25 protein-coding genes are annotated in these 25715 nt (G+C 58.7%); 10 read left to right on the top strand and 15 right to left on the bottom strand.

Annotated elements, in window-relative coordinates:
* Nucleotides 1-302 precede the first annotated feature (302 nt).
* Nucleotides 303-1763 (top strand): M48 family metalloprotease, encoded by a 1461-nt coding sequence (locus tag AB4Z23_RS16795; protein ID WP_041694569.1) that lies wholly within the window; start codon nucleotides 303-305, stop codon nucleotides 1761-1763.
* Between the two features lie 61 nt (nucleotides 1764-1824).
* On the opposite strand, the gene leuC is transcribed toward AB4Z23_RS16795, so the two are convergent.
* Complete coding sequence (gene leuC / locus AB4Z23_RS16790) at nucleotides 1825-3234, bottom strand: 3-isopropylmalate dehydratase large subunit (RefSeq protein WP_421476969.1); 1410 nt, start codon at nucleotides 3232-3234, stop codon at nucleotides 1825-1827.
* A 428-nt stretch (nucleotides 3235-3662) separates the two neighbouring features.
* Here leuC and AB4Z23_RS16785 point away from each other — a divergent pair, with 428 nt between their 5' ends.
* Nucleotides 3663-4940 carry an MFS transporter gene (locus tag AB4Z23_RS16785; protein WP_003516599.1) on the top strand — a complete coding sequence of 426 codons (1278 nt, stop codon included), beginning with the start codon at nucleotides 3663-3665 and terminating at the stop codon, nucleotides 4938-4940.
* A 123-nt stretch (nucleotides 4941-5063) separates the two neighbouring features.
* Here the strand turns inward: AB4Z23_RS16785 and AB4Z23_RS16780 are convergent, their stop codons facing one another.
* The 4 genes from AB4Z23_RS16780 to rplS all read right to left on the bottom strand — a co-directional run bounded on the left by AB4Z23_RS16780 (nucleotide 5064) and on the right by rplS (nucleotide 10038).
* On the bottom strand, nucleotides 5064-6026 hold the full coding sequence (locus tag AB4Z23_RS16780) for a hypothetical protein (protein WP_025594592.1): 963 nt from the start codon (nucleotides 6024-6026) through the stop codon (nucleotides 5064-5066).
* A 180-nt stretch (nucleotides 6027-6206) separates the two neighbouring features.
* A complete protein-coding gene (locus AB4Z23_RS16775; protein ID WP_421476971.1) occupies nucleotides 6207-7520 on the bottom strand; it encodes an HlyD family type I secretion periplasmic adaptor subunit in 1314 nt (437 codons plus the stop codon).
* Nucleotides 7513-9249: a type I secretion system permease/ATPase gene (locus AB4Z23_RS16770; protein WP_112681732.1), complete on the bottom strand. Its 1737-nt coding sequence runs from the start codon at nucleotides 9247-9249 to the stop codon at nucleotides 7513-7515. The genes AB4Z23_RS16775 and AB4Z23_RS16770 overlap by 8 nt, the downstream gene beginning before the upstream one ends.
* A gap of 249 nt (nucleotides 9250-9498) precedes the next feature.
* Entirely contained in the window at nucleotides 9499-10038 is a 540-nt protein-coding gene (rplS, locus tag AB4Z23_RS16765) for a 50S ribosomal protein L19 (protein WP_003492508.1), read from the bottom strand.
* Between the two features lie 267 nt (nucleotides 10039-10305).
* On the opposite strand from rplS, the gene AB4Z23_RS16760 reads away from it, so the two are divergent.
* Nucleotides 10306-11052: a sulfite exporter TauE/SafE family protein gene (locus AB4Z23_RS16760; RefSeq protein ID WP_003516607.1), complete on the top strand. Its 747-nt coding sequence runs from the start codon at nucleotides 10306-10308 to the stop codon at nucleotides 11050-11052.
* Here the strand turns inward: AB4Z23_RS16760 and trmD are convergent.
* The 5 genes from trmD to ffh all read right to left on the bottom strand — a co-directional run bounded on the left by trmD (nucleotide 11049) and on the right by ffh (nucleotide 14825).
* Nucleotides 11049-11738, bottom strand: a complete 690-nt coding sequence (gene trmD, locus AB4Z23_RS16755; RefSeq protein ID WP_038492438.1) for a tRNA (guanosine(37)-N1)-methyltransferase TrmD — start codon at nucleotides 11736-11738, stop codon at nucleotides 11049-11051. The two genes, AB4Z23_RS16760 and trmD, sit on opposite strands and share 4 nt — an antisense overlap.
* A gap of 4 nt (nucleotides 11739-11742) precedes the next feature.
* Entirely contained in the window at nucleotides 11743-12309 is a 567-nt protein-coding gene (rimM, locus tag AB4Z23_RS16750; RefSeq protein WP_003516610.1) for a ribosome maturation factor RimM, read from the bottom strand.
* A 204-nt stretch (nucleotides 12310-12513) separates the two neighbouring features.
* Nucleotides 12514-12891 (bottom strand): 30S ribosomal protein S16, encoded by a 378-nt coding sequence (rpsP, locus tag AB4Z23_RS16745; protein ID WP_003516612.1) that lies wholly within the window; start codon nucleotides 12889-12891, stop codon nucleotides 12514-12516.
* Nucleotides 12892-12924: 33 nt separating this feature from the next.
* A complete protein-coding gene (locus tag AB4Z23_RS16740; RefSeq protein ID WP_013636924.1) occupies nucleotides 12925-13242 on the bottom strand; it encodes a chorismate mutase in 318 nt (105 codons plus the stop codon).
* Nucleotides 13243-13253: 11 nt separating this feature from the next.
* Complete coding sequence (ffh, locus tag AB4Z23_RS16735) at nucleotides 13254-14825, bottom strand: signal recognition particle protein (RefSeq protein ID WP_421476975.1); 1572 nt, start codon at nucleotides 14823-14825, stop codon at nucleotides 13254-13256.
* Between the two features lie 282 nt (nucleotides 14826-15107).
* Between ffh and AB4Z23_RS16730 the strand changes: the two genes are divergently transcribed.
* The 7 genes from AB4Z23_RS16730 (at nucleotide 15108) to AB4Z23_RS16700 (ending at nucleotide 22534) form a co-directional block, all read left to right on the top strand.
* Nucleotides 15108-16223 carry an MBL fold metallo-hydrolase gene (locus AB4Z23_RS16730; RefSeq protein WP_162696494.1) on the top strand — a complete coding sequence of 372 codons (1116 nt, stop codon included), beginning with the start codon at nucleotides 15108-15110 and terminating at the stop codon, nucleotides 16221-16223.
* Between the two features lie 121 nt (nucleotides 16224-16344).
* Complete coding sequence (gene dapF / locus AB4Z23_RS16725) at nucleotides 16345-17247, top strand: diaminopimelate epimerase (RefSeq protein ID WP_421476977.1); 903 nt, start codon at nucleotides 16345-16347, stop codon at nucleotides 17245-17247.
* Nucleotides 17244-18518 (top strand): tRNA (N(6)-L-threonylcarbamoyladenosine(37)-C(2))-methylthiotransferase MtaB, encoded by a 1275-nt coding sequence (mtaB, locus tag AB4Z23_RS16720; protein ID WP_421476979.1) that lies wholly within the window; start codon nucleotides 17244-17246, stop codon nucleotides 18516-18518. The genes dapF and mtaB overlap by 4 nt, the downstream gene beginning before the upstream one ends.
* Nucleotides 18519-18548: 30 nt before the next feature.
* Complete coding sequence (gene ftsY / locus AB4Z23_RS16715; RefSeq protein ID WP_013636920.1) at nucleotides 18549-19979, top strand: signal recognition particle-docking protein FtsY; 1431 nt, start codon at nucleotides 18549-18551, stop codon at nucleotides 19977-19979.
* 2 nt (nucleotides 19980-19981) lie between these two features.
* Nucleotides 19982-20632, top strand: a complete 651-nt coding sequence (locus tag AB4Z23_RS16710) for a septation protein A (RefSeq protein ID WP_003516625.1) — start codon at nucleotides 19982-19984, stop codon at nucleotides 20630-20632.
* Nucleotides 20629-21225: a DUF2585 domain-containing protein gene (locus AB4Z23_RS16705; RefSeq protein WP_421476981.1), complete on the top strand. Its 597-nt coding sequence runs from the start codon at nucleotides 20629-20631 to the stop codon at nucleotides 21223-21225. Before AB4Z23_RS16710 ends, AB4Z23_RS16705 begins: the two co-directional genes overlap by 4 nt.
* A 121-nt stretch (nucleotides 21226-21346) precedes the next feature.
* Complete coding sequence (locus AB4Z23_RS16700) at nucleotides 21347-22534, top strand: GGDEF domain-containing protein (RefSeq protein WP_174002434.1); 1188 nt, start codon at nucleotides 21347-21349, stop codon at nucleotides 22532-22534.
* A gap of 18 nt (nucleotides 22535-22552) precedes the next feature.
* Here AB4Z23_RS16700 and AB4Z23_RS16695 read toward each other — a convergent pair whose 3' ends face one another.
* The 5 genes from AB4Z23_RS16695 to ccmA all read right to left on the bottom strand — a co-directional run bounded on the left by AB4Z23_RS16695 (nucleotide 22553) and on the right by ccmA (nucleotide 25513).
* Nucleotides 22553-23158: a DsbE family thiol:disulfide interchange protein gene (locus AB4Z23_RS16695; RefSeq protein WP_065688687.1), complete on the bottom strand. Its 606-nt coding sequence runs from the start codon at nucleotides 23156-23158 to the stop codon at nucleotides 22553-22555.
* Complete coding sequence (ccmD, locus tag AB4Z23_RS16690) at nucleotides 23155-23328, bottom strand: heme exporter protein CcmD (protein ID WP_421476984.1); 174 nt, start codon at nucleotides 23326-23328, stop codon at nucleotides 23155-23157. The genes AB4Z23_RS16695 and ccmD overlap by 4 nt, the downstream gene beginning before the upstream one ends.
* A 4-nt stretch (nucleotides 23329-23332) precedes the next feature.
* Nucleotides 23333-24094 (bottom strand): heme ABC transporter permease, encoded by a 762-nt coding sequence (locus AB4Z23_RS16685; protein ID WP_019566029.1) that lies wholly within the window; start codon nucleotides 24092-24094, stop codon nucleotides 23333-23335.
* A 74-nt stretch (nucleotides 24095-24168) separates the two neighbouring features.
* Nucleotides 24169-24828 (bottom strand): heme exporter protein CcmB, encoded by a 660-nt coding sequence (gene ccmB / locus AB4Z23_RS16680; RefSeq protein WP_003516632.1) that lies wholly within the window; start codon nucleotides 24826-24828, stop codon nucleotides 24169-24171.
* Between the two features lie 43 nt (nucleotides 24829-24871).
* Complete coding sequence (gene ccmA, locus AB4Z23_RS16675) at nucleotides 24872-25513, bottom strand: heme ABC exporter ATP-binding protein CcmA (RefSeq protein ID WP_441360354.1); 642 nt, start codon at nucleotides 25511-25513, stop codon at nucleotides 24872-24874.
* Nucleotides 25514-25715: the final 202 nt, after the last annotated feature.

The raw sequence follows: 25715 nt of genomic DNA, 5'->3' as shown, positions 1-25715 counted from the left end.
TTATTTTCGACGCGTGCCGCTGGCAATCGCTTTAGATAACTTCAATGGCGTTAATTTGCACTTGCCAGTTTCAAGTCGTTGCCCGAGAAAAGACGAGAATTATTGCGTTCTTCAGGAATATTCCGGACTTGATGGATCGTTTTTACCGTTTCGACATTCATGGCTCGTTGGGGCGAATCTGTTATTCTGGTCTGCAATTAACGGATGATCAGGAACGTTAGGGGCAGGCATAGAGAATGAGAAATAGCATGACTGCGCAGTGGAGGCTTTTCTCCCGTTCAGGCCTTCGCCGTTCGGGCAGGATGGCTGCCGTGTGTTCCGTGCTGACGGCGTCAGCCGTATTCCTGTCATCGTGTCAGTCTCTCTTCAGCCCGGCCTACCAGTCCACCTTGCGGCCTTCGGACAATCCGCAGACCGTGGAAGAGGTGCAGAAGAATGATCCCCGTGCGCAGATGGGCGCGCGCGAGCATCCGCGTATTGTGGCGAGTTATGGTGGCGAATATCGTGATGCCAAGACGGAGCGGCTTGTCGCCCGTATTGCCGGCGCGCTGACGGCTGTTTCGGAAAATCCGCAGCAATCCTATCGCATCACCATCCTCAACTCGCCTGCTATCAACGCTTTTGCGCTGCCGGGTGGGTATCTTTACGTGACGCGCGGGCTTCTGGCTCTCGCCAACGATGCCTCGGAAGTGGCCGCCGTGCTTTCGCATGAGATGGGCCACGTTACCGCAAACCACGGCATCGAGCGCCAGCGCCGGGAAGAGGCGGAGGTGATTGCAAGCCGTGTGGTCGCCGAGGTTCTGTCGAGCGATCTCGCCGGCAAGCAGGCGCTTGCGCGCGGCAAGCTGCGGCTTGCGGCTTTTTCGCGCCAGCAGGAGTTGCAAGCGGACGTGATTGGCGTGCGCATGTTGGGTGAGGCCGGCTACGACCCCTTCGCATCGCCGAGGTTTCTGGATTCCATGGCAGCCTATGCGCGTTTCTCCTCGGCTGATCCCGAAAATGACCAGAGCCTCGACTTTCTTTCCAGCCACCCCAACACGCCGCAGCGCATCGAGCTTGCACGCCGGCATGCCCGCGCCTTCGGCCAGGACGGTCAGGTCGGGGATCGGGGTCGCGACTGGTTTCTGGATGGCATAGACGGCCTGCTTTACGGCGACAGCCCGCAGGAGGGTTATGTCCGGGGCCAAACCTTCCTGCACGGAACGCTCGGTATCCGTTTCGATGTGCCGGACGGTTTCGTCATCGACAACAAGGTGGAGGCCGTTCTTGCGACGGGGCCGGGCGATGTGGCGATCCGTTTCGACGGCGTGGCCGATCCGAAACAGACCACTCTTGCCAATTACCTGACCAGCGGCTGGGTTGCCGGCCTGATGCCGGAAACCGTGAAGGAAACGCAGATCAACGGTCTGGAGGCTGCGACAGCCCGTGCGACGGCGGACAAATGGGACTTTGACGTTACCGTCATCCGTGTCGGTCAGCAGATATTCCGCTTCCTGACGGCCGTGCCGAAGGGTAACACGCAGCTCGATTCCATCGCCAACGTGTTGCGCACGAGTTTCCGCAAGATGACGCCGCAGGAGATCGCATCGTTAAAACCTCTGCGCGTGCGCGTGGTGACGGTCAAGCCCGGTGAAACCGTGGCAACGATTGCCGCAAGGATGATGGGGACCGACCGCAAGCTCGACATGTTCCGCATGATGAATGCGATGAGCGCCACCGCCACGCTTCAGCCCGGCCAGCGGGTGAAGATCATTGCGGAATGAGATGCTAACAAAAAACCCCGGATTGTGATCCGGGGTTTTTTGTTTCAGACGTTATCGATAATTACCGCCACTCGCGCACATCGACGAAATGACCGGCGATGGCCGCCGCCGCTGCCATGGCGGGGGAGACGAGGTGGGTGCGGCTCTTGTAGCCCTGGCGGCCCTCGAAGTTGCGGTTCGAGGTGGAGGCGCAACGTTCGCCAGGCTTCAGGCGGTCGTCATTCATGGCAAGGCACATGGAGCAGCCCGGTTCGCGCCATTCGAAACCGGCTTCGAGGAAAATCTTGTCCAGACCTTCCTTTTCCGCCTGTTCCTTCACGAGACCGGAGCCGGGCACGATCATGGCCGAGACGGTGGGCGCGACCTTGCGGCCGTCGACGATCTTTGCCGCTGCGCGCAAATCCTCGATGCGGCCATTGGTGCAGGAGCCGATGAAAACGCGGTCGATGGCGATATCGGTGATGCGTGTACCGGGTTTCAAGCCCATATAGTCCAGCGCACGCCACTTTGAAGTACGCTTGTTTTCTTCCTCGATATCATCCGGATTGGGAACGATGCCCTCGACGGACGTCACGTCCTCAGGCGATGAGCCCCAGGAGACGATCGGCGGCAGATTGGCGGCTTCCAGCACCACGATCTTGTCGTAATGGGCGCCCTCATCGGATTTCAGCGTTTTCCAGTAGGCGATGGCCTGTTCCAACGTCTCGCCCTTTGGCGCGCGCGGCTTGTCCTTGATGTAGTCAAAGGTGGTCTCATCAGGCGCGATCAGACCTGCACGGGCGCCGCCCTCGATGGTCATGTTGCAAACCGTCATGCGGCCTTCCATGGAGAGCGAGCGGATTGCCTCACCGGCAAATTCAATCACATGGCCGGTGCCGCCCGCTGTGCCGATCTCGCCGATAATGGCGAGGATGATGTCCTTGGCGGTGACGCCTTCTGGAACCTTGCCATCGACACGCACCAGCATGTTCTTGGCCTTTTTCTGGATCAGCGTCTGGGTCGCCAGCACATGCTCCACTTCCGACGTGCCGATGCCGTGCGCCAGCGCGCCGAAAGCACCATGGGTGGAGGTGTGGCTGTCGCCGCAAACAATCGTCATGCCCGGCAGGGTGAAGCCCTGTTCCGGGCCAACGATGTGGACGATGCCCTGACGCTTGTCGCGCTCGGAATAATATTCGACACCGAAATCCTTGGCATTCTGCGCAAGCGCTTCCACCTGGATACGGCTTTCCTCGTTCTTGATGCCTTCCAGCCGGTCGGCTGTGGTTGGCACGTTATGATCGACGACGGCAAGCGTGCGGGTGGGCGAATGGACCGGACGGCCGGCGATGCGCAGGCCTTCAAAGGCCTGCGGGCTCGTCACCTCATGGACCAGGTGACGGTCGATATAGAGAAGACAGGTTCCGTCCGGGTCACGATTGACGACGTGGTCGTCCCAGATCTTGTCGTATAAGGTGCGGGGTGCGCTCATGGCTCTATGCCTTGTCATGGAAAGGTAAAATCAGGGTTCAGTAAGGCGGTGGACAGCGGGTGCTGTCAGGCGAGCCTAAGTCGGCTGTTGAGCGCCCCGGAAATGCGCGCAAAAAACCGTGCCGGCAGACGCTTGTGGTCCTGCAGCACATAAACATTCTGCGCGAGACATCCGAATTTAGATCCCATAGCGGTCTTCATAGCAGATTGCCGGTTTCGCGGCAATATGAATGCACGCAGACCGTAAAACGGTGACCCGGCGGCTTTGATGTGCGCCGCATCATGCACTCAGGGCTTTAAAATGCCGGTTTCGCAGCCTTTTCGGCATTGCTTATGATGCAATGCAACTTGCGTATCTTGCGGCGCACATATAGATGGGTCCCCTTATCATTTGCATTTCGACGAGCAATCGAAGGGAGGGAAAAGCACATGGTATCGGAAAAATCCCTAATCTCGAAGATCACCTGGCGGCTGATGCCGTTTCTTGGCCTTCTCTATCTCATCGCCTATATCGACCGGCAGAATGTCAGCTATGCCAAGCTGCAGATGGTCGATGCGCTGAGCCTCAGCGAATATGCCTACGGACTTGGCGCTTCGCTGTTCTTCATCGGCTATTTCCTCTTTGAGGTTCCGAGCAACCTTTTCCTCAACCGTTTCGGCGCCAGCAAATGGTTCGCCCGCATTCTGGTTTCCTGGGGTGCCGTCACCATCGCGCTTGCCTACACGCAGAATGCGACGATGTTCTACATCCTGCGCTTCCTGCTCGGGCTTTGCGAGGCCGGTTTCTTCCCGGGCGTGCTGTTCCTTATGACGCTGTGGTTCCCGCGCGATTATCGCGGCCGCATGATCGGCTTGTTCATGATCTTCAGTGCGCTTGCCAATGCCATCGGCGCACCGCTTGGCGGCATGCTGCTCGATCTCGATGGTTTCCTCGGTTATGCCGGCTGGGAATGGGTGTTCCTGGCGACGGGTATTCCCGCCGTGATCGCCGGTATCGTTACCTTCTTCTATCTGGACGATACGCCGGAAAAGGCGAAGTTCCTGACGCAGGCCGAGAAGGACTGGTTGAAGAACCGCCTGGCCGAAGAAAACAAGGGCATGGAAGAGCATGCGGAGGACGGCTTCAAGGCGCTGATCAATCCGCGCGTGCTGTTCATGGCGCTTTGCTATGTCGGCTTTCCGCTGGCGGCCTATGGTCTCAGCTACTGGCTGCCGACGATCGTAAAGAGCTTCGGCGTTTCCAACACCGCCAACGGCTTCATCAACATCATCCCCTGGGTGATCGTGGCCGTCGCTCTCTTCGTCGTGCCCCTGGCGGCTGACAAGGCAAAAAACAAAACGCCTTATATCGTCGGACCTGCCTTCGTCGGCGCGTTTTGCCTGCTGATGTCGGCGCTGCTCAGCGATCCGGTATTGCAGTTCGCCTTCCTTTGCATCGCCGCTGCGGGCATTTTTGCCGGCCAGCCGGTGTTCTGGAGCCTGCCCGGCCGCTTCCTCAAGGGAGCCGGTGCCGCTGCCGGCATCGCCGCCATCAATTCCGTCGGCAATCTCGGTGGTTTCGTGGCGCAGAACGTGGTGCCCTGGATCAAGGACCAGACCGGCAGCACGATTGCGCCGATGTTCTTCCTTGCTTTCTGCCTGGCGCTTGCCGGGGTGCTCGTCATCATCGCGGCGCGAAAAATGGGCAATCAGGCCGAGGCCGCCTGATCTGCAAGATTGTGGCAGCCGGCATAATTTCCGAACCGTCGCATATGTAAAAAATCATGGCCCGGATATGTCCGGGCCATGGTCCATTTAAACGGTAACCGATGAAATTCTCTTCGAGAGAAATTACGCCGTGAACCAATCGCTGCCGGTCAGGTGAACGCCGGAGAGAATGATCTTCTCACCCTTGTGCTCGCCAGTAACGTTGTAGCTGAGGACGGTATCGTTATCAAAGGTCGAAACCGCCCAGTTATCGATCACTGTACCGACCAGCTTGAGCTTGTCCATGGAGGCGTTGAAGCCTTCGATGGTATCTGTGGCAAAGCTCTTCGCCATGTCACCCAGATTGAAGACGAAGGTATCGGCGCCACCGCTTGCGATGATGTGGTCGATGCCCTTGCCACCGGTGACCAGCGACGAAGCGAGCTTTACACCGCTCAGGTCGATAGAGTCGTTACCCGCACCGGCATCGATCTTGACGGAGGTGTAGCTGCCGTCGGTGATACCAGCACCACCATTCACAGCGCCGGTATTGGCGGCAAGACCGCCCGTGCCCGCAGCCGACGTGTCATTGAAGGCAGCGCCGGCCTTGACGGTGATCGTGTCGTTGCCTGCGCCGGTGTCGATGTTGAAATTGTTGACCCAGGTCTTTTCGTTCGAAACGACAGATACGGTAACCGTGTCGTTGCCTGCGCCGGTCGTGATGTTACCGCGCTTGGCATTGAGAACTTCAACGGTGGACGAACCGGTGCCGCCGAGGTGAACGTCTACCTGTACGAAATCCTTGAACTTAAGGTTTTCAGAGGTGTCAGACTGGGCGAGAGCGTTCTTCACCGAATTCCATGCCGAGGATACGTCAAATGTGAAGCCGTTTGCGTTGGGGTCGTAGCCGACATCGACAGTGCCACCAGCACCGGTACCGGCAACCGCCACAGCGCCAACGCTGACAGCGCCTGAATCGAGCGTAGAGCCGTTTTTGACCTGTGCTGTGGATTCCGTGAGGAGCTTATATGCTTCCTGATCGATCAGGCTGGTGAGCGACGAAACCGATGCCGCGCCGCCATTACCAAAAGTTACTTTTAACGCCATTTTACTCTCCTATAAATTTTTGAGAATTCGATGTATCGAAATTAAATTTAATAAATATTGCGGGTGATAATTAGTACATTATAAATGGCAAGACAATATGAGAAATTGTTTTTTTTGGAAAAATTCTCGCTCTTGGTGTATTTGCGAATCGTTTCTAAGAAAACATGTAATGAAAGTCTTTTATTCCTGCAGGAACGTCTTTCTAAGCCTGTCCTGGAACGGTTTGACAAAATAGGAAAGAACGCTTCTTTCGCTTGTCTGTATGAAGACTTCGGCCGGCATGCCCGGATACAACCGTCCACCTGGTATATGGTCCATTCCAGTTTTGCTCGGCTTGATGCGCAGTGCGTAAAATGACGCCCCGCTTCGGGAATCTGTCTGCAAGTCCGGGGCGACGACTGCGACTTCAGCGCTTACATCCGGCGTCGTGCTCTGATTGAAAGCCGTGAAGCGAATGGTCACTGGCTGCCCGACATAGATCTGGTCTATGTCGTTTGGAAGAACATTGGCGTCGATTGCAAGATCTTCCTTTGCCGGCACCACCAGCATAAGCACTTCGCCCGGCTGGATGACGCCGTTTATGTTGTGCACCGACAGCTGGTAGATACGCCCCGCAATCGGCGAGCGAATATCGAGGCGGTCGAGCTGGTCGCGTGTTGCCGCAAGCCGTTCCTCGTATTCCGCAACGGTGGCTTCGATTGACGTCAGATCTTTTGTGACCTCGGACTTGCGGTCCTCGTCAAGCTGAAGCGACTGCAAGTCCATTTCGCTCAGCTTGCCTACCGTCTGCGCACGCGCGGCCATATACTGGCCCTGTTGACCTTCGAGATTGGAAAGCTGCCGCTTGAGAAGGTTGAGGCGCTGAAGCGTTACCAGCCCCTTTGCATATAGCTCCCGTGTCTTTGAGACGTCTTCCCTTACGATAGCAAGTTCATTGTTGGTCGCCTCAATCTGCACGTCCATGCCCCGCGCTTCATCGGCTAGCTGATCCTTGCGCGTTACCAATTGCTTCTTCATGCCGATCAGTGCGCTGCGACGGCTGTTGAAAAGGTTCTGCTCACTGTCGATGAATGTTTTGGCAGCCTTCGAATTGGTCAAGACGGCCAGATCTTCCGGCATTGTGAAAGAGGTGGCGTCGGAGATTTCGGCACGCAGACGCGCGCGGCGTGCATAAAGCTGCGCGAGCGTATTTTCGACAATGGACAGGTTTGCCTGAACGATCGTGCCACTCAGCCGCAGCAAAACCTGACCGGCCTCCACCGTGTCACCTTCCGCAACATTGATCTGGCTGACGATACCGCCGGAAAGGTGCTGAATTTTCTTGGAGTTGCCTTCGACAACGACCCGGCCCGTGGCGACGACTGCCCCCGAAAGCTTCGCGAGAGCCGCCCAGCCACCCAGGCCGAAAAGAAGGCCGGCAGCAAGAACGACTACGGCGGTTGAGTGTTTGACGATAGATGTTTTCGTCACGCCGGTTTTTTCTCCCTCAACCATTTTCACCCACCCGGCTTTCCAGCTTACGTACTTCTTCTTCTGTTTCCGGCACCTGGCGAATATTTTGACGCAGGATTTGCGCAAGCACCTCTTCCTTGGTGCCGAAGCGAAGCATGCGGCCGTTGCTCATCACCATCACAAGATTGACGCTTTCGATGGCGCTCGGACGATGGGCAATGACGACCACGATGCCGCCTCGCGCCCTTATGTCGCCAATGGCGTTGCGCAAGGCTGCCTCGCCTTCGCTGTCCAGATTGGAGTTCGGCTCATCGAGGATGACAAAGAACGGCTCCCCAAAAAGTGCCCGCGCCAGGCCGATGCGCTGTTTTTGCCCGCCTGACAATGCCTCTCCACGGTCGCCGATATAGGTGTCGTAACCGTTGGGCAGGTTCAGGATGAGATCATGAACCTGAGCGGCCTTGGCTGCCGAAACGATGGCTTCCGCAGTTGCGTCACGGTCGAAGCGCGCGATATTTTGCGCGACCGTGCCTGGCATCAGCTCCACCTGCTGGGGCATGTATCCGATGGATTTACCGAGAACCTCGAAATCCCACTGATTCAGTGCGGCCCCATCGAAGCGCACGGAGCCGCGCTCATAGGGCCAGATACCGGTTATCAAACGCGCCAGCGTGGATTTACCGGAAGCGCTTGGCCCTATGATGCCAAGGCCATCGCCCGCGTTCAACGTGAAGGAAATATCGGCCACGGTATCTCGCGCGCCATTGGGCGGACCGCCGGTCACGCGATCGATGGCAACGGTATATTTCGGTGGCGGCAGGGAAAGCGGCTGTGCGGGTTCCGGTACGAGTTCGAGAAACTCGTTGATGCGTTTCCAGCCCTGTCGCGCAGTCATGAAGCTGCGCCAGTTTGCAATTGCGTGTTCGACAGGGCCCAGCGCTTTGGCCGAGAGTATGGAGCCTGCGATGATGCTACCCGCTGACGCATGCCCCTCGATAACCAGCAGGGCGCCGATTGCCATCACACCCGACTGTAACAAAAGGCGGAATGTTCGGGAAATCGCGGCGAGCATGCCCGCCGTGTCCGACGTCGAGAGTGTGACGGCGCGGTAATTGGAGTGCAGATCGTCCCACATCGACGTCACCGCATTCATCATGCCCATGGTTCTTATGGACTCGATGTTGCGCTGGCTGCTGCCGACGAGTGCATTTCTCTGTCCGCGCACGGTGTAGGCCTGTTTGGTCGCCCTTTCGGTCAGCCAGTTGGTTATGAGCGTCAACACGACAAGGACCAGGGCGCCGCCAAGCACGGCAAAACCGATCCAGGGATGCAAGGCAAAACAGATCAGCAGATAGATGGGCAGCCAGGGAATATCAAAGAAAGCTGCTGGTCCCGGCCCGGACAGGAATTGACGTATCTGATCGAGATCGCCGACGATCTGCAGCCCGTCTACCTTGCCGTAGGCGGCAAGTGGTGCGCTGATTGATGCCCTGAAGAGCTTTTGATTGAGCTCGTCGTCCATATTGTCCGAGATGCGAGCCAATATCCGGCCGCGCAGAGCATCGAACCCCACGAGAAAGGCATAGAGAATAACCAGCAGAACAACGAGAGCGACAAGAGAAGGAATACTCTTGCTCGGCAGAATCCGGTCATAAACCTCCAGCATGAAAAGGGAGCCGGAAAGGTTGAGAATATTCATGAGTGCGCTGGCAAGGCCGACAGCGAAGAAAGCGCGCTTATTTTTTGTTAAAAAAGAATTAAAAAAAAACATATCTACACCTAAAACTGCGCGAAAATTGCACAATAAGTGAAACTAGGCAATGCTATTAGAGAATGTTCTAAATAAATTAGGCAAAGAGATAAGTAGCAATACGACTTTGATCTTGATCTGTCGATACGGAGATGGGGTCGAAGGCTGGACGTGACGCTATGTCGCCCACCAGATTGTTATGGCGCATCGATGCAACAAAAAAGGCGGTCCAAAGACCGCCCTCTCCGTAAATCCATCAAAATGGAAATCTTATTCCGCTGCAGTTTCCGCAGCCTTTGCTGCTTCTTCCGCTGCCTTGGCTTCTGCTGCTTCGGCTGCTGCCTTTTCGGCGGCGAGAGCCTGTGCTGCTGCTACCTTTTCAGCTTCCAGACGTGCCTTTTCTTCGGCGACTGCCTGGCGCTCGGATTCGTTCAGCTTGCGGGCGCGCGTACCAGTGTTTTCAACGATACGGGCAGCCTTGCCGCGACGATCGCGCAGGTAGTAGAGCTTCGCGCGGCGAACCTTACCGCGGCGAACGATTTCAACGCCTTCGACCAGCGGGGAGTAGATCGGGAATACGCGCTCGACGCCTTCGCCGTAGGAGATCTTGCGAACGGTGAAGCTCTCGGAAAGGCCGCCGCCGGAACGGGCGATGCAAACGCCTTCGTAAGCCTGAACGCGGGTACGGTTACCTTCGGTAACGCGCACGTTGACGCGCAGCGTGTCGCCCGGAGAAAACTCAGGCAGGGTGCGCTTTGCTTCGATCTTGGCAGCCTGTTCGGCTTCCAGCTGCTGAATGATATTGGTCATGTTAACCTCTGATTTCTTCTGAAACAGCCAGAGCGCTCAACGTTTCGTCTGTCGGTCAATGCCTTCAGACCATGCCGTGCGGCAGGAGCGGGTTCGCCATTCTTTGCTTGCGGTTAAAGGGGAAAACCCCAATTCCACGCGGGCACATACACGAGGCAGCGCCATTTGTCATCCCTTCATGACAATATTTTATCAATTGTGGGCGACGTACGGGCTGTTGCGAAGGTGCGTTTCCCCGGTTATGGCATGAAAACCTTGGGAGGGGCCATGTCCGTACTTATTATCATGATGCTGTTTGCGACCGGCTTTCTATCTGGCGTGGTCAATGCGATCGCCGGTGGCGGCACCTTTTTGACCTTCGGGGCGATGACGCTTGCAGGCCTGCCGCCGATTGTCGCCAATGCCACTTCGGCGATCGTGCAGTTTCCCGGTTACATCACCTCCGTGATCGCCTACGGGCCTGAAATCCGCGCCCACTGGCGCGAGGCGATCCTTCTGTCGGCCGTCTCCATCGTCGGCGGGCTGGCGGGGTCGCTTTTGCTCCTGTCGCTCGACAACCCCTCCTTCCGCCAGCTTGTGCCGTGGTTGCTTCTGGCCGCAACCGTTGTTTTCGCCGCTGGCCCGTGGCTGCGACCGAAGGCCAGTGCCGAGCGTTCACCCGGTAATGTGCCGAGCCTCTTCTTTCAGGGGCTCGCCTCCATCTATGGTGGTTTTTTCGGGGCGGGCATGGGCATCATGATGCTGGCCATCCTCGGAATGACCTCGGGTGGCAGCTATCATCATCTGAATGCCCTGAAGAACCTGCTCTCGGTGGTGATCGCGATCATCGCCATTACGATCTTCGTCAGCGGCGGCGTCGTTTCCTGGTGGGCCGCCCTCATCATGTTCCCGGCGGCCGCGCTTGGCGGATATGTGGGGGTGCACACGGCAAGGCGGGTGCCGCAGTGGATCATCCGCTGGCTGGTCATTGCCGTCGGGCTGGTGCTGACGGCCTATTATTTCGTCTCGGTTTAAACCTTGGCCTTTTCCAGCAGGTCGGGCCGTCTTTCCTTCGTCAACGCCAGCGCCTGCTCGTGCCGCCATTTGTCGATGACGGCGTGATTGCCAGAGGTGAGAACGGCCGGGATGTCGCGGCCTTCCCAGACCTGCGGACGGGTGTAGTGCGGATGCTCCAGAAGCCCACCCTCGAAGCTTTCATGCACGCCTGAGAGATCGTTGCCCATGACGCCCGGCAGAATGCGGACAATGGCGTCCAGAAGCGTCAGGGCGGCGGGCTCGCCGCCGGAGAGAATGTAATCGCCGATCGACACTTCCTCCAGCCCGCGCGCCTCTATGACCCGCTGGTCGACGCCTTCGAAGCGGCCACACACGATAATCGCGCCGTCGCCTGCCGCCAGTTCGCGCACTCGGTCCTGCGACAGTGGCTTGCCGCGCGGGCTCATCAGCAGACGCGGTCGCGTATCTCCATCTGAAACATGGTCGATGGCTGCGGCCAGAATGTCGGGTTTCAGCACCATGCCGGCGCCGCCGCCTGCCGGGGTGTCGTCCACGCTTCTGTGCCTGTCGGTGGCGAATTCACGGATCTGCACGGCCTCAAGTGACCATTGCTCGCGCTCCAGCGCCTTGCCCGCCAGCGAATATCCGAGATGCCCGGGAAACATTTCCGGGTAGAGCGTCAGAACTGTAGCCTTGAACGTCATGGCCTTATTTCTTGCCGAAAGGCGATGCGCCGGTTTCGTCTTTGTCGTCCGGATTGTCGATCAGGCCAGCGGCCATGGGATCGATGAGAATGCGTCTCGCCTCCAGATCAATTTCAAGCACGGCTGCTTCCGAAAAGGGGATGAGGGCGGGACGGCGGCCCGCACCTTTCAGCTCCAGGAGATCGCCTGCGCCGAAATCGTAAACGGCGCTGACGGCGCCATAGCTTTTGCCTTCGGCATCGACGGCTTCCAGCCCTTCGAGGTCGGCATAATAAAATTCGTCGTCGTCCAGCTCGTCATCCGGCAGATTGTCGCGTTCGATGAACAGTTCGAGCCCGTTCAGGCTTTCCGCCGCATTGCGGTCGTTGATACCCCTGAAGCGGACGACAACCACATTCTTGCCCTCTCGCACTTCCAGAATTTCGAAGACGCGGCCATCGGCGCTGACCAGATTGCCGTAATCGCCGAGCGCCATCGGTTCGTCCGTATAGGTGCTGACGCGGACTTCGCCGCGCAATCCCTGTGCGCCGCCGATCTTTGCCATGAGTATCGGGTTTTCCAGCTTTGCCATCGGGCCGTCCGTCTTCTGGTGTTGGTTGCGTCTGGTTTACAGCATCAGCGCGAAAATCGGAATCGATTTTCACAGGGCACGATGCGCAGATCCAACGCGTTAGAGCATAGTTCCTGACGCTCTAAAGTTTGTTGATACCAAAATAAACAAAAAACGGGCGGCATGGAAAACCACGCCACCCGTTCTCTAAAATTCTATTGCAGATTATTCTGCAGCAGAAGCTTCTGCTGCGGCAGCAGCTGCGTCTTCAGCCTTCTGCTTCTTTTCTGCAACGCGTTCCAGAGCGCGCTTGCCCGGCAGTGCCTTTTCCGGGTTGCTGCGAGCGGCGCGATCGGCAAGGCCTGCCTCTGCGAGGAAGCGCAGAACGCGGTCGGTCGGCTGTGCGCCCTTGGCGATCCATTCCTTGATGAGGTCAGCCTTCAGCTCGATGCGCTGCGGGTTGTCCTTGGCGAGCATCGGGTTCCAGGAACCGACCTTCTCGAGGAAACGGCCGTCGCGGGGCGAACGGGCGTCAGCAACGACGATCTGGTAGTACGGGCGCTTCTTGGAACCACCGCGTGCGAGACGAATTTTAAGTGCCATGTTATTTACTCCTTGAGATAGCTTGTCCGCCGGTTAGGCGGTCTTTTCATTACCGCCATGTTCGGCGGCTATTGCTTCATGATGCCGGATGACTTCCTTGATGACGAAGTTTAGAAACTTCTCGGCGAAATCCGGATCCAGATTGGCATCCTTTGCCAGACGGCGAAGGCGTTCGATCTGGTATTCCTCGCGCGCCGGGTCCGCCGGCGGCAAATTGTATTTTGCCTTCAGCACGCCCACCGCCTTGGTACAGCGGAAACGTTCGGCAAGAATGTGAACCAGTGCGGCATCGATATTGTCGATCGACTGGCGGTATTCGGAAAGCTGGGCTTTCACTTCTGCGTTGTTCACTGGCGTCGCCCTCACTTCTTTTTGGGGAAGCCGGGCAGGCCCGGCATGCCGCCAAGACCCGGCAGCTTTGTCCCGCCCAGACCGGGTAGCCCGCCGGGCAGACCACCGAGACCGGGCATTGCGCCCGGCTTGCCAAGACCGGCAGCTTCAGCCTGTTTTTGAAGCGCTTCGAGCTGCTTCGGGTCGATGTTCGACAGATCAGGCATGCCGCCGCCCATCATGCCACCAAGCCCCATCTTGCCCGCAAGGCCGCCCATCATCTGCTTCATGATGCCGCCCTTGCCCTTGCCGCCCATGGCTTTCATCATGTCGGCCATGCCACGGTGCATCTTCAAGAGCTTGTTGATTTCGGCGGCATCGGTGCCGGAACCGGCGGCGATGCGCTTTTTGCGGCTGTGTTTGAGGATATCGGGATTGGCGCGTTCGGCCTTGGTCATCGACGAGATGATGGCGATCTGGCGGTCGAACATCTTGTCGTTGAGGCCTGCGGAAGCCATCTTGTCCTTCATGCCGGCTATGCCGGGCATCAGCCCCATGATACCGCCCATGCCACCCATCTTCTTCATCTGGGCAAGCTGGTCGGAGAGATCGTTGAGGTCGAACTTGCCCTTGGCCATCTTCTCGGCCATGGCACGGGCTTTTTCCGCATCGATGTTTTCGGCAGCCTTCTCGACCAGCGAGACGATGTCGCCCATGCCGAGAATACGGTCGGCGATACGGCGCGGATGGAACTCGTCGAGTTCATTCATGCGCTCGCCGATACCGATCAGCTTGATCGGCTTGCCGGTGACGGCGCGCATGGAGAGGGCCGCACCGCCGCGCCCGTCGCCATCCATACGGGTGAGCACGAGACCGGTGATGCCGACGCGCTCATCGAAATTGCGCGCCAGATTGACGGCGTCCTGACCGGTCAGCGAATCCGCGACCAGCAGGATTTCATGCGGGTTGGACTTCTTCTTGATGTCGGCCATTTCCAGCATCAAGGGTTCGTCGATATGGGTGCGGCCGGCGGTGTCGAGAATGACGACGTCATGGCCGCCAAGCTTGGCGGCCTGCACGGCGCGCGCGGCGATATCTGTCGGCGACTGGCCGGCGATGACCGGCAGCGTGTCGACACCGGTCTGCACGCCCAGCTGGCGAAGCTGTTCCTGTGCGGCCGGACGACGCGTGTCGAGAGATGCCATCAGCACCTTCTTCTTGTCGCGGTCGGTCAGGCGCTTGGCGATCTTGCCTGTGGTCGTGGTCTTGCCCGAACCCTGCAGACCCACCATCATGATGACGACGGGGGCGGCCGCATGCAGGTCGATTGAGACCCCTTCGGTGCCGAGCATCTCGACAAGTTCGTCATGCACGATCTTGACGACCATCTGGCCGGGCTTGATGGATTTCAGAACGGCTGCGCCGACAGCCTTTTCACGCACCTTGTCGGTGAAGGAACGCACGACTTCCAGCGCGACGTCCGCTTCCAGAAGCGCACGGCGAACCTCGCGCAGGGCGGCGGCAACATCGGCTTCCGTCAGCGCGCCACGGCCGGTCAGTCCATTCAGAATGGAACCAAGGCGGTCCTGGAGGTTTTCAAACATCGTTTCTTCCTTCTTCGTTCCGGGGTCTCCGAAACGTCGGTGCTTTCGCTGCCAAAAACAAGACGCAAAGCCAAAAAGCACCCGAGGGCGCATCGCGCTGTCGGGTGTTGACCTCCGGGATCTCTTTATACCTTTGCGGGTCCCGGTCGGCGGCTTGGAGTCGTGAAACTGCCAGCTGATTGGCCGCGATAAACAGGAAAGTGCCGTGAAAGTCAAGACAGTGCCGGTTTTCATGCGGCAAAGCATGCCTTGTCATCTTTACGTGATCAGACGAAAGCTGCGATGGCGGTGCTTGAACGGCGTCGCCTGGCTTCTTATACCTTTCCCATGAAACGTCGAAACTTCTTTCGTTTTTCCGCACTTGGTCTGCTTGCTCTTGCGGGCGGTGGCCTGTTTGCGCGCCGCTCTAACGCCAGCGCCTATTATACTGGGCCGGTCTCCGATCATTTCGACGGGGTGCGTTTCTTCAATCCCGGCGGCTCGCCGCCCGGCAATTTCATGGGCCTCCTGAAATGGCGCTTCAACGGCGAGCGCGCCACGTGGCCGGAAAACTATCCCAGCCCGTTTCCGTTCGCAAAGCCAGAGCCCCGCATCGACGGCAAGGACATTCGCGTCACCTTCGTCGGTCACGCCTCCTTTCTCATCCAGACGGCAGGGCTGAATATTCTCATCGATCCGGTGTGGTCGCAGCGTACCAGCCCGTTCAGCTTCGCCGGTCCCAAACGCGTCAACCCGCCGGGCATCCGTTTTGAGGATTTGCCGCCGATCGATCTGGTGCTGGTGACGCATAATCACTACGACCATCTGGATATGGAAACGCTGAAGCGCCTGCATGTGGCGCACAAGCCGCTTTTCATCACGCCGCTTGGCAATGACGCCATCATCCGCACCGGCGTCGAGGCAGCGCGCATCAAGGTGGGGGACTGGGGCGATGTCCTTGAGATTGGTTCGGTCAAAATTCATTTCGAGCCGTGCCACCATTGGTCGGCGCGTGGGCTGAATGACCGGCGCATGGCGCTGTGGGCGGCCTTCGTCATCGAAACGCCTTATGGCAAGATTTATCATATCGGCGATACCGGCTTCCACGACGGCCTCAATTATCACGCCGCGCGCAAGAAACACGGTGAGTTCCGTCTCGCCAACCTGCCTTTCGGCGCCTATGAGCCGCGCTGGTTCATGAAGGGCCAGCACCAGAACCCGGCGGAAGCCGTGGAAGGCATGAAGATCTGCGGTGCGGCACATGTCTGCGGCCACCATTGGGGCACTGTGCAACTGACCGATGAAGCGGTCGAAGCTCCTCTTGTCGCGCTGAAGGCAGCGCTTGCTGAGCAGGGGATAGAGGAGAGCCGCTTCCAGCCCATGCGGCCCGGCGAAGTCTTCGACGTACCTTCCGCCTGAGCGGCTCAGCGGTTTGCGCCGCAACAGTCTGGTAATTTGCCGTCCTTTCCGCCATATAGAGCGAAAGTGCGGGCAAAGCCCGTCTTTATTCCGGTTTCAGGTAGTTTTCAGGTTCAGTACGATGGCGGATACGGTCGAATTTGCGAAGATGAACGGGCTTGGCAACAAGATCCTCGTCGTCGACATGCGCGGCCGCAGGGATATGGTGACGCCTGCGGCGGCCATCGCGCTCAATGCCGATCCCGCCACGCAGTTCGATCAGATCATGGCGATCCACGATCCGCGTGTCGGCGGCACCGATGCATTCATCGATATCCTCAATTGCGACGGCACGAAGGCGCAGGCCTGCGGCAACGGCACGCGCTGCGTGGTGCAGGCGCTGTCCTCTGAAACCGGCAAGACCACCTTCACCTTCCAGACGGTGGCGGGCATCCTGAACGCCGTCGAGCATGAAGACGGCATGATTTCCGTTGATATGGGCCTGCCGCGTTTTCGCTGGAGCGACATTCCGCTTTCTGAAGAGTTCCACGATACCAGCCGCATCGAGTTGCAGATCGGGCCGATCGACGCGCCGATCCTGCATTCGCCCGCCGTCATGTCCATGGGAAACCCGCACGCCATTTTCTGGGTGGATCGCGATCCGATGGAGTTCGATCTGGAACGCTTCGGCCCGCTTCTGGAAAACCACCCGATGTTCCCTGAAAAGGCCAATATCACGCTGGCGCAGGTTATTTCCGACAGTGCGCTTCGCACCCGCACCTGGGAGCGCGGCGCCGGGCTGACGCTCGCCTGCGGTTCTGCCGCATGTGCCGCTGCCGTTTCCGCTGCGCGCACCGGCCGCACGGGCAGGAAGGTCACCATCGATGTCGCCTCCAGCCATGTGCGTGTGCCGCTGACAATTGAATGGCGCGAGGACAACCACGTCATCATGACGGGGCCGGCCGAATGGGAATGGTCCGGCATGGTCGATCCCATCAGCGGCGCCTTTTCGCGCGATGCCGTGGCTGAGCAGGGGGCCATATGAGCGGCGTCGAGGTCATAACCTTCGGCTGCCGTCTCAATACCTATGAATCGGAAGTGATGCGGGCGGAGGCCGAAAAGGCCGGGCTCAACAATGCCGTCTTGGTCAATACCTGCGCGGTGACGGGCGAGGCGGTGCGCCAGGCGCGCCAGGCCATCCGTCGGGCAAGGCGCGACAATCCGCATGCGCGCATCATCGTGACCGGCTGTGCTGCCCAGACTGAAAAACAGACCTTTGCCGAGATGCCCGAAGTGGATGCGGTGCTCGGCAATGAGGAAAAGCTGAAAAGCGCCTCCTATCGCGCACTGCCGGATTTCGGCGTTTCGGCGGAAGAAAAGCTGCGCGTCAACGACATCATGAGCATCAAGGCGACGGCGCCGCAGATGGTCAAGCACATTGACGGGCATGTCCGTGCCTTCATTCAGGTGCAGAACGGCTGCGATCATCGCTGTACCTTCTGCATCATTCCCTATGGGCGGGGCAATTCCCGCTCCGTGCCGATGGGCGCTGTGGTCGAGCAGGCGCGCAGGCTGGTGGAAAGCGGTTATTGCGAAATCGTGCTGACCGGGGTGGATGCTACCAGCTACGGTGCCGACCTGCCGGGCGAACCTTCGCTAGGGCTTCTTGCCAAAACATTGCTGAAGCAGGTGCCGGAAATCTTGAGACTTCGGCTATCCTCGATCGACAGCATCGAGGCCGACCACCATCTGATGGATCTGATTGCAGGTGAGGCGCGTTTCATGCCGCATCTTCACCTGTCCCTCCAGCATGGCGACGACATGATCCTGAAACGCATGAAACGCCGTCATCTGCGGGCCGATGCCATTCGTTTCTGTCACGAGGTGCGGTCGCTCCGGCCGGATATCGCATTCGGTGCTGATATGATCGCCGGTTTTCCGACCGAGGACGAAGAGATGTTCGAAAACGCCGCGACGCTCGCGGAAGAATGCGGCATTTCCAGCCTGCACGTATTTCCCTACAGCCCGCGTGCCGGCACGCCGGCGGCGCGTATGCCGCAGCTCGACCGTGCGCTGGTGAAGGAGCGGGCGGCGAGGCTTCGCGAACGTGGCGAGGCACTCAGGCTCGTGCATCTGCAAAATATGGTTGGTTCGACGCAAACGATCCTCGTTGAAAACACCGGTTTTGCGCATACCGACAATTTCACGCTGGTGGCGGCGCCCGATCTTCTCGCGCGCACTCTTGCGCAGGTTGAGATTACCGGCCACAACGGCAAACATCTGAACATGAAGCTTCTCGCAGCGGACGCGGCCTGAAGCGGCACAGGAAAAGACACGGGAACGACCATGGCCCTCGGCTTCATCAAAAAAGTCTTTTCTTTCGGCAAGGACAAGGCCGGGACTGACGGCAAGCCGCAAGAGGATTCCGCGCTTGAACGCGCCAGAGAAAATGTCTCTTTCGATGAGGCACTGAGCGAAGCCGAAGCACATCCCATTGTCGAGAAAGACCCGGTTTCCGAACTGGAGATTGAGACGGCCGGTGGGCCTGCTCCGGATGCCGATGCGGCCCTTTCCGATGACCAGGAGGAAGAGGACGCGCCGCTTCTGCCCGGCGCCGAGCAGGCCGGAGACATCGGCGTTGTTCCGCTGTCGCTGTTGCAGGCCGAAGCCGCCGCCGAAGAACAGGCCGAGGTTTTGCCCGAAGCTGCCGATGCCGTGCTCGATGCAGATGCGATGGATGCGCTGCTCGATGAGGCGGAGGCTGCCGGTGCCGTCGAGCCCCCTGCCGTTTCGCCTATCTTGCCGAAAGGTTTTGCGGCGGCAAGCGAGCGCGAAGAGCCTGTCGCCGAAGCGCCGCAGCCGAAGCTCAGCTGGTTCCAGCGCCTGCGGGCCGGGCTTGCGCGCACCTCCTCGCAACTTACCACCCAGATTTCGGCGCTGTTCACCAAGCGCAAGCTGGATGAGGATACGCTCGACGAACTGGAAGACCTTCTCATCCAGTCGGATCTCGGTGTCGAGACCGCCATGCGCATCACCGGCGCCTTGTCTTCTGAACGTTACGGCAAGGATGTCAGTGGCGAGGATGTGGCGCGCATCATGGCGGGTGAGATCACCAAGGTCCTGAAACCTGTCGCCAAGCCGCTGGAACTCGATCTTTCACACAAGCCGCATGTCATTCTCGTCGTCGGCGTGAACGGCACCGGCAAAACCACGACCATCGGCAAGCTCGCCTCCAAGCTCTCGGGCTCTGGCCTCAAGGTCATGCTCGCGGCCGGCGATACGTTCCGTGCGGCGGCAATCGAGCAGCTCAAGATCTGGGCGGATCGTACCGGCTCGCAATTCATCGGCACCAAGCTCGGTGCGGATGCCTCGGGTCTCGCTTACGACGCCTATGAGCAGGCGCGTGCGCAAAAAAGCGATGTGCTCATCATTGATACTGCCGGCCGTTTGCAGAACAAGACGGAGCTGATGGCGGAGCTGGAAAAGATCGTGCGCGTGCTCGGCAAGCTCGATCCCGATGCGCCGCATACCGTGCTTCAGACACTGGACGCCACGACCGGGCAGAACGCCTTGAACCAGGTGGAGATATTCCGCAATGTTGCGGGTGTTTCGGGCCTGATTATGACAAAATTGGATGGCACGGCGCGGGGCGGTATCCTCGTGGCCATTGCCGCCAAACACAAGCTGCCGGTGTATTTCATTGGTGTGGGTGAAGGCGTGGACGATCTGGAGCCCTTCGAGGCGGAAGATTTCGCCAAGGCCATTGCGGGAGTTTGAGTATGGATATTGAAAGCAATTCCAAGGAAAGCGAAAAGATGGTGGCGGAAATCAGCCCGCTCCTGAAATTCGTGCTCGAGCTTGGCCCGCTTATGGTGTTCTTTTTCGCCAATTCCCGCGGCGAATGGCTGGCCTCCACTTTTCCGGTACTGACGGAGTTCGGCGGGCCGATCTTCATCGCCACCGGCCTGTTCATGATCGCAACCGCAATTGCGCTTTCCGTCTCATGGATGCTGACGCGCAAGCTGCCGATCATGCCGCTCATATCAGGCATCGTGGTTCTCGTGTTCGGTGCGCTGACGCTGTGGCTGCAGAACGATACCTTCATCAAGATGAAGCCAACCATCGTCAATGCGCTGTTCGGCGTCATTCTGCTGGGCGGCCTGTTTTTCGGCCAGTCGCTGCTTGGATATGTCTTCAATTCGGCCTTCAGGCTGAACGATGAGGGCTGGCGCAAGCTGACGCTGCGCTGGGGCGTGTTCTTCCTGTTTCTCGCCGTGCTGAACGAGGTGGTCTGGCGCATGTTCTCAACCGACGCATGGGTTGCGTTCAAGGTGTGGGGCACGATGCCGATCACGATCATCTTCACCATGGCGCAAATGCCGCTCGTCATGCGTCATTCGCTCGAACCGCTGAACAAGGACGAAAAATGACAGTTGCAGAGGTGCCGGCTTCCCGTCCGCGCTCGTTCAAATGGTTCGGTGTCGCCGCCGGACTTCTTCTCCTGCAGATCGTCATCCTCTATGCCATGGGCCGCATTCCCATTTGCGAATGCGGTTATGTGAAGCTGTTCGAACCCGGTGTGAACACGCCGGGCAATTCCCAGCATCTTGCCGACTGGTACACGCCCTCACACATTATCCACGGCTTCCTGTTTTACGGGCTCGCCTGGCTGCTGTTTCGCACGAAACCCCTTTCCATGCGGCTTTCTTTTGCGGTTTTGATAGAGGCAGCGTGGGAAATTCTCGAAAACTCGCCGCTCATCATCGATCGTTACCGCACGGCGACCATGGCGCTGGGTTATACCGGCGACAGCATCTTGAACTCCGCGATGGACACCGTTTTCATGGCGCTGGGTTTCCTCTTCGCCGCCCGCGTGCCGGTGTGGCTGACGGTTGTGATCGCCATCTTCTTTGAAATCTTCACCGGCTGGCTGATCCGCGATAATCTGACGCTGAACGTAGTGATGCTTGTCTGGCCCGTCGAAGCGATCAAGCAATGGCAAAACGCGCTCCCGCCAATGTGAAGATATCTGCCCGTACGTGCGTCGGAAAGGCACGAAAACCCTGCCTTATATGCAAGTTTTCTTAAGGGCATTGCGGTAGTGTCCGGGCTCAAAGGCTCGTCTTTCCGTCCGGCAGAACACTGTGCAAGATAATTTCGCCTACCTTCTCCCCTTCATCATGCTGACATTCGGTGTGGTATTCCTGTTCCTGCAGAGGACCGGCCACGCTTCGGCGCGATATTGGGGTTTCGGATATCTTTCGGCGGCGTTTGGTTTTGCCGCACCTCTGGTGCTTGGCGGCTTGCCCTTCGAAGTACAGGCGATCGTCTCGAACCTGTTGTTTTTCTCGGCCTTTTTTCTCTACGGCCATGCGCTGCTCACCCATTTTGGACGGCCGCTTTATACGACGGCGCGACTGTCGATCGTGGCTGCGGCGGTTTTGCTGGTCTCGTTCCATGTCTTCATCACACCGGATCTGAAACGTGAGCTGGTCATCGGTGATCTTGTCTGCGCCCTGCTGCTCGCCATCCCGGTCTGGATCGTGCGGAAGCGGCCCCTGGCGCTTGCAGACAGGCTTATGGTGGCGATTGCGTCACTCGTGGTGCTCGAAACGCTGGTGCGCATCGGCATGTTGCTGGTGATGACGCCGAACGGTTCGATGATCGAACTCAGTGAATTCTTCGAATCCGATTATGCTTTCTACATGCAGCTTGCCGCGAGCATATTCGGCTTTCTGCTTGCGCTATCCGTACTCGCGAGCCAGATTTCCGTGACCGTCGACCGGCACCTGCAAGCGGCTGAGCACGATCCGCTGACGGATGTGCTGAACCGCCGTGGGTTCGACCGGCGCGTTCCCGATTTTCGCAGCGGGACACCAATAGGCGCAGTAATTGCGTGCGACATAGACCATTTTAAGCGTATCAACGATGACTATGGCCACGCTGCCGGCGATATCGTTCTCATCGGCCTTTCAGACCTTCTCCGGAAAAGCGCGCGTAGCGACGCTCTGGTGGCGCGTTTCGGTGGCGAGGAATTCGTGGTTTTCCTGCCCGGCCACACCGCCGCCGCGGCCGGTCACCTTGCCAATGCCATGCGTTTGAACCTTCTGTCGCTGGATTGGCGTAGCCGTGGCGTGGCCACCAAGGTCACGGCAAGCTTCGGCGTTTCAGCTGTCGCGAGGGGAGATCATTCAATTCACGATGCGATCAAACGCGCCGACGACAGCCTGTATGCGGCAAAGCGTGGTGGCCGCAATCAGGTCGTGCTTGAAGGGATGGGTTTGCAGGCGACAGCCGAAGGGCCGTCGCTAAGGGTGATTTCCAAGGTATAATACCGTTTGGCGCGCGGGCTACTTTCCGGCCGCAGCGGTGATCGCCGGCAATAAATCCCGCTCGACGCTGCGGGCATCGAAGGGGCCGACCTTTTTGTAGAGGATCGTGCCGTCGGCTCCGACCAGATAGCTTTCAGGGATACCATAGACACCCCAGTCGATCGCGGCCTTGCCGTTCGGGTCGACGCCTATCGCGGCAAAGGGATTGCCGAGTTCGCCGAGAAAACGAAGCGCGTTGTCCGGTTTGTCCTTATAGTTAATGCCGACGACGGTGATGCGTTTGTCTTTCGCCAATTCCTGAAGGATGGGATGCTCCTGACGGCACGGAATGCACCAGGAGGCGAAGACGTTGACCAGCGTCAGCTTACCCTTGACGGCGGCCTCGTTGAGGGCCGGCAGGTTTGAGCCTTCCAGCGGCGGCAGCGACAGTGCGGGCGCCTTGGTTCCGATGAGCGCCGATGGAATGGCGCTGATATCCAGCCCGTTGACGTCCTGATCGTAGAGCATCTTGCCGGCGATAATGGCAAAACCGCCGAAAAGCAGAAGCGGCAGAAGCGCCAGGGCATATCGTGTGCGCCCCGTGCTTTTGGCTTTGGTGTTCTGGTCCTGGCTGGCCTGGGTCATCGGGTTTCACCCGCAGAAGCGGCTTTTGCCCTGCGGCGCACGCCGGATGCTTCCAGTCCCTTCAGTTCCCGTTTGCGCGCCTGACCATCCAGGATGACCCAGGCGATGAGACAGAGGACAACAAGGCCGGTCGCCGCATAGGACATGCCGATATAAAAGGCGTGTGTCATGTTCTCATGCCTCCCGGTTTGCCATGCGGGCGGCAAGCCGCCGTTGGGCTGCCACGCGCCGGCGCCAGATTTCGTTGCGCATGGCAGCGATGTGCAACGTGAAGAACAGTAGCGTAAAGCCGATCGCCATGGTCAGAAGCGGCCAGAGAAACTCCGAATCGATTGCCGAGCCGCCCATGCGGATGACGCTTGCCGGCTGGTGAAGCGTGTTCCACCATTCAACTGAAAACTTGATGATGGGAATATTCACAAAACCAACGAGGATCAGCACGGCGCTGACACGGGCGGCTCTGGAAGGGTCGTCCATGGCGCGGTTGAGCGCTATCAGGCCAAGATACATCAGAAAAAGCACGAAGACGGACGTCAGCCGCGCGTCCCATACCCACCAGGTTCCCCACATGGGTTTACCCCAGAGCGAGCCGGTAACAAGCGCAATCAGCGTGAAGGCAGCGCCTATGGGTGCGGCCGCCTTGTGGCTGACATCCGCAACCGGATGACGCCAGACGAGCGTGCCGATCGCTGAGACCGCCATGACGGTATAACACATCATCGAAAGCCAGGCGGAGGGGACATGCACATACATGATGCGCACGGTATAACCCTGCTGGTAGTCGCCCTCTGTCGTGAAAGACAGATAGAGACCGGCGGCCAGCACCAGTGCCGTCAGGACCGCAAGCCAGGGCAGAATGCGTGCCGAGAGCGCCAGAAACCGCGTGGGATTGGCGAGATCACTGAATTTGGTGATGGTGAAAGTCTGCTCGTTCATGCCGTTTGTGTAACCCGAGAATGGCTGCCCCGCAATTGATCGCCGTCAATCGTAGATCGGCAATTGCGGTTTCATCAATCCATAACATTGCGCAATGCCAAAGCGGCAAAGAAAGGACCGGTCACGGCTGAAAATAACGTGATCGCGCAGAGAATGAGGAAGGGCGGCAGAAAGGGTGCCGGATCCTGCACCGCCGCATAGGACGCGCTGACGCCGAAGATCAGTACCGGAATGGCCAATGGCAGCACAAGGATGGAGACCAGAAGGCCGCCGCGCGGCAAGGCAACGGCGACAGCGGCACCCACCGCGCCGATGAAGGTAATGGCGGGCGATCCGACAAGGAGTGTGAGCATCACCGCGCCGATCGCCACTTCGTCCATGTTCATGAACAGGCCGATGAGCGGCGAGGCGATGACCAGTGGCAGACCCGTTCCCACCCAATGTGCCAGGCATTTGACGAGCACGGTCAGCACAAGCGGGTTTTCCTGCATGAGTATGAGGTCTAGCGAGCCGTCATCCCGCTCTGCCTGAAACAGCCTGTCGAGGCCGAGGAGGGTGGAGAGCAGCGCGCCGATCCAGACGATGGCCGGGCCAATGCGCGCAAGCAGATTGAGATCAGGCCCGACACCGAAGGGGATGACGGCGACAACGGTCATGAAGAACAAGACGCCGATCAGCGCGCCACCGCCGGCGCGGATGGAGAGTTTCAGGTCGCGGAGGAAGAGGGCGGTCATTGGAGGCGCCTCGGTAGGCGGGCATACCCCGCACACGCACCCATCACGCCCAAGCCTCCACACCTGCAAATCCCGTCATCTGCAATTCCCGCGCATTGTCGAGCCCAAGCGGCTGATGGGTGGCAGCCATGACGATGCCGCCTCTCCTCAGGTGGCTCTTGACCAGATCCGTAAACATGCCGTCCGCTGCTTTGTCGAGCGCCGCTGTCGGCTCGTCGAGAATCCACACCGGCCGCCACGCGATCAAAAGCTTTGCCATGGCAAAACGTCGTTGCTGGCCTGCGGACAGGTAACCGAAGGGCAGGTGGGTGATGCCCGCAAGGCCGACGATGTCTGCCGCCTTATCGATGTCGACACCGGCGCCGCCGGTGAAGTCGCCGAGAAAGTCTTTCCAGAACCGCAGATTCTCCGAAACCGTCAGTTCCGTTTTCATTGCGTTGCGATGGCCGAGATAATGGCAGGCCTCCGATGGACGCATGTCCGTTTCTATTTCTTTGCCGGCTATCTTTACCCGGCCCTGCTCGGGGCGCAGCAGGCCGGCTACAGTGCGCAGAAGAGTGGATTTTCCCGAGCCGTTGCGGCCGGTCAGCACCAGCGCTTCGCCGTCACTTAACTTGAAGGAAATGTTCATGAATATGAAATCTTCGCCGCGTCGCACGCCAAGATTTTCCGCCGTCAAATCCATGCTGCGTTTCCGTATAAGATTTTCATCGTCTCGCATAAAAAAATCGATTTGATTTCCTGAATGGTCTGGCACGTTTCTGAGAAATTATCTATATGGGTGTCAACCACGCCAGCGGCCGGCGTGAACATCATCTTGCGCCGGACTTGACGATTGCGAGGAGCAATTTTCACGTGCGGACAGCGGAAATGGTCGTACCCGCATC

Origin of the sequence: Agrobacterium sp. MCAB5, assembly GCF_052114365.1 — a bacterium.
Lineage (GTDB): Bacteria > Pseudomonadota > Alphaproteobacteria > Rhizobiales > Rhizobiaceae > Agrobacterium > Agrobacterium tumefaciens.
The sequence above is the reverse complement of the archived record's forward strand: the minus strand, read 5'-3'. Positions and strand labels throughout refer to the sequence as shown.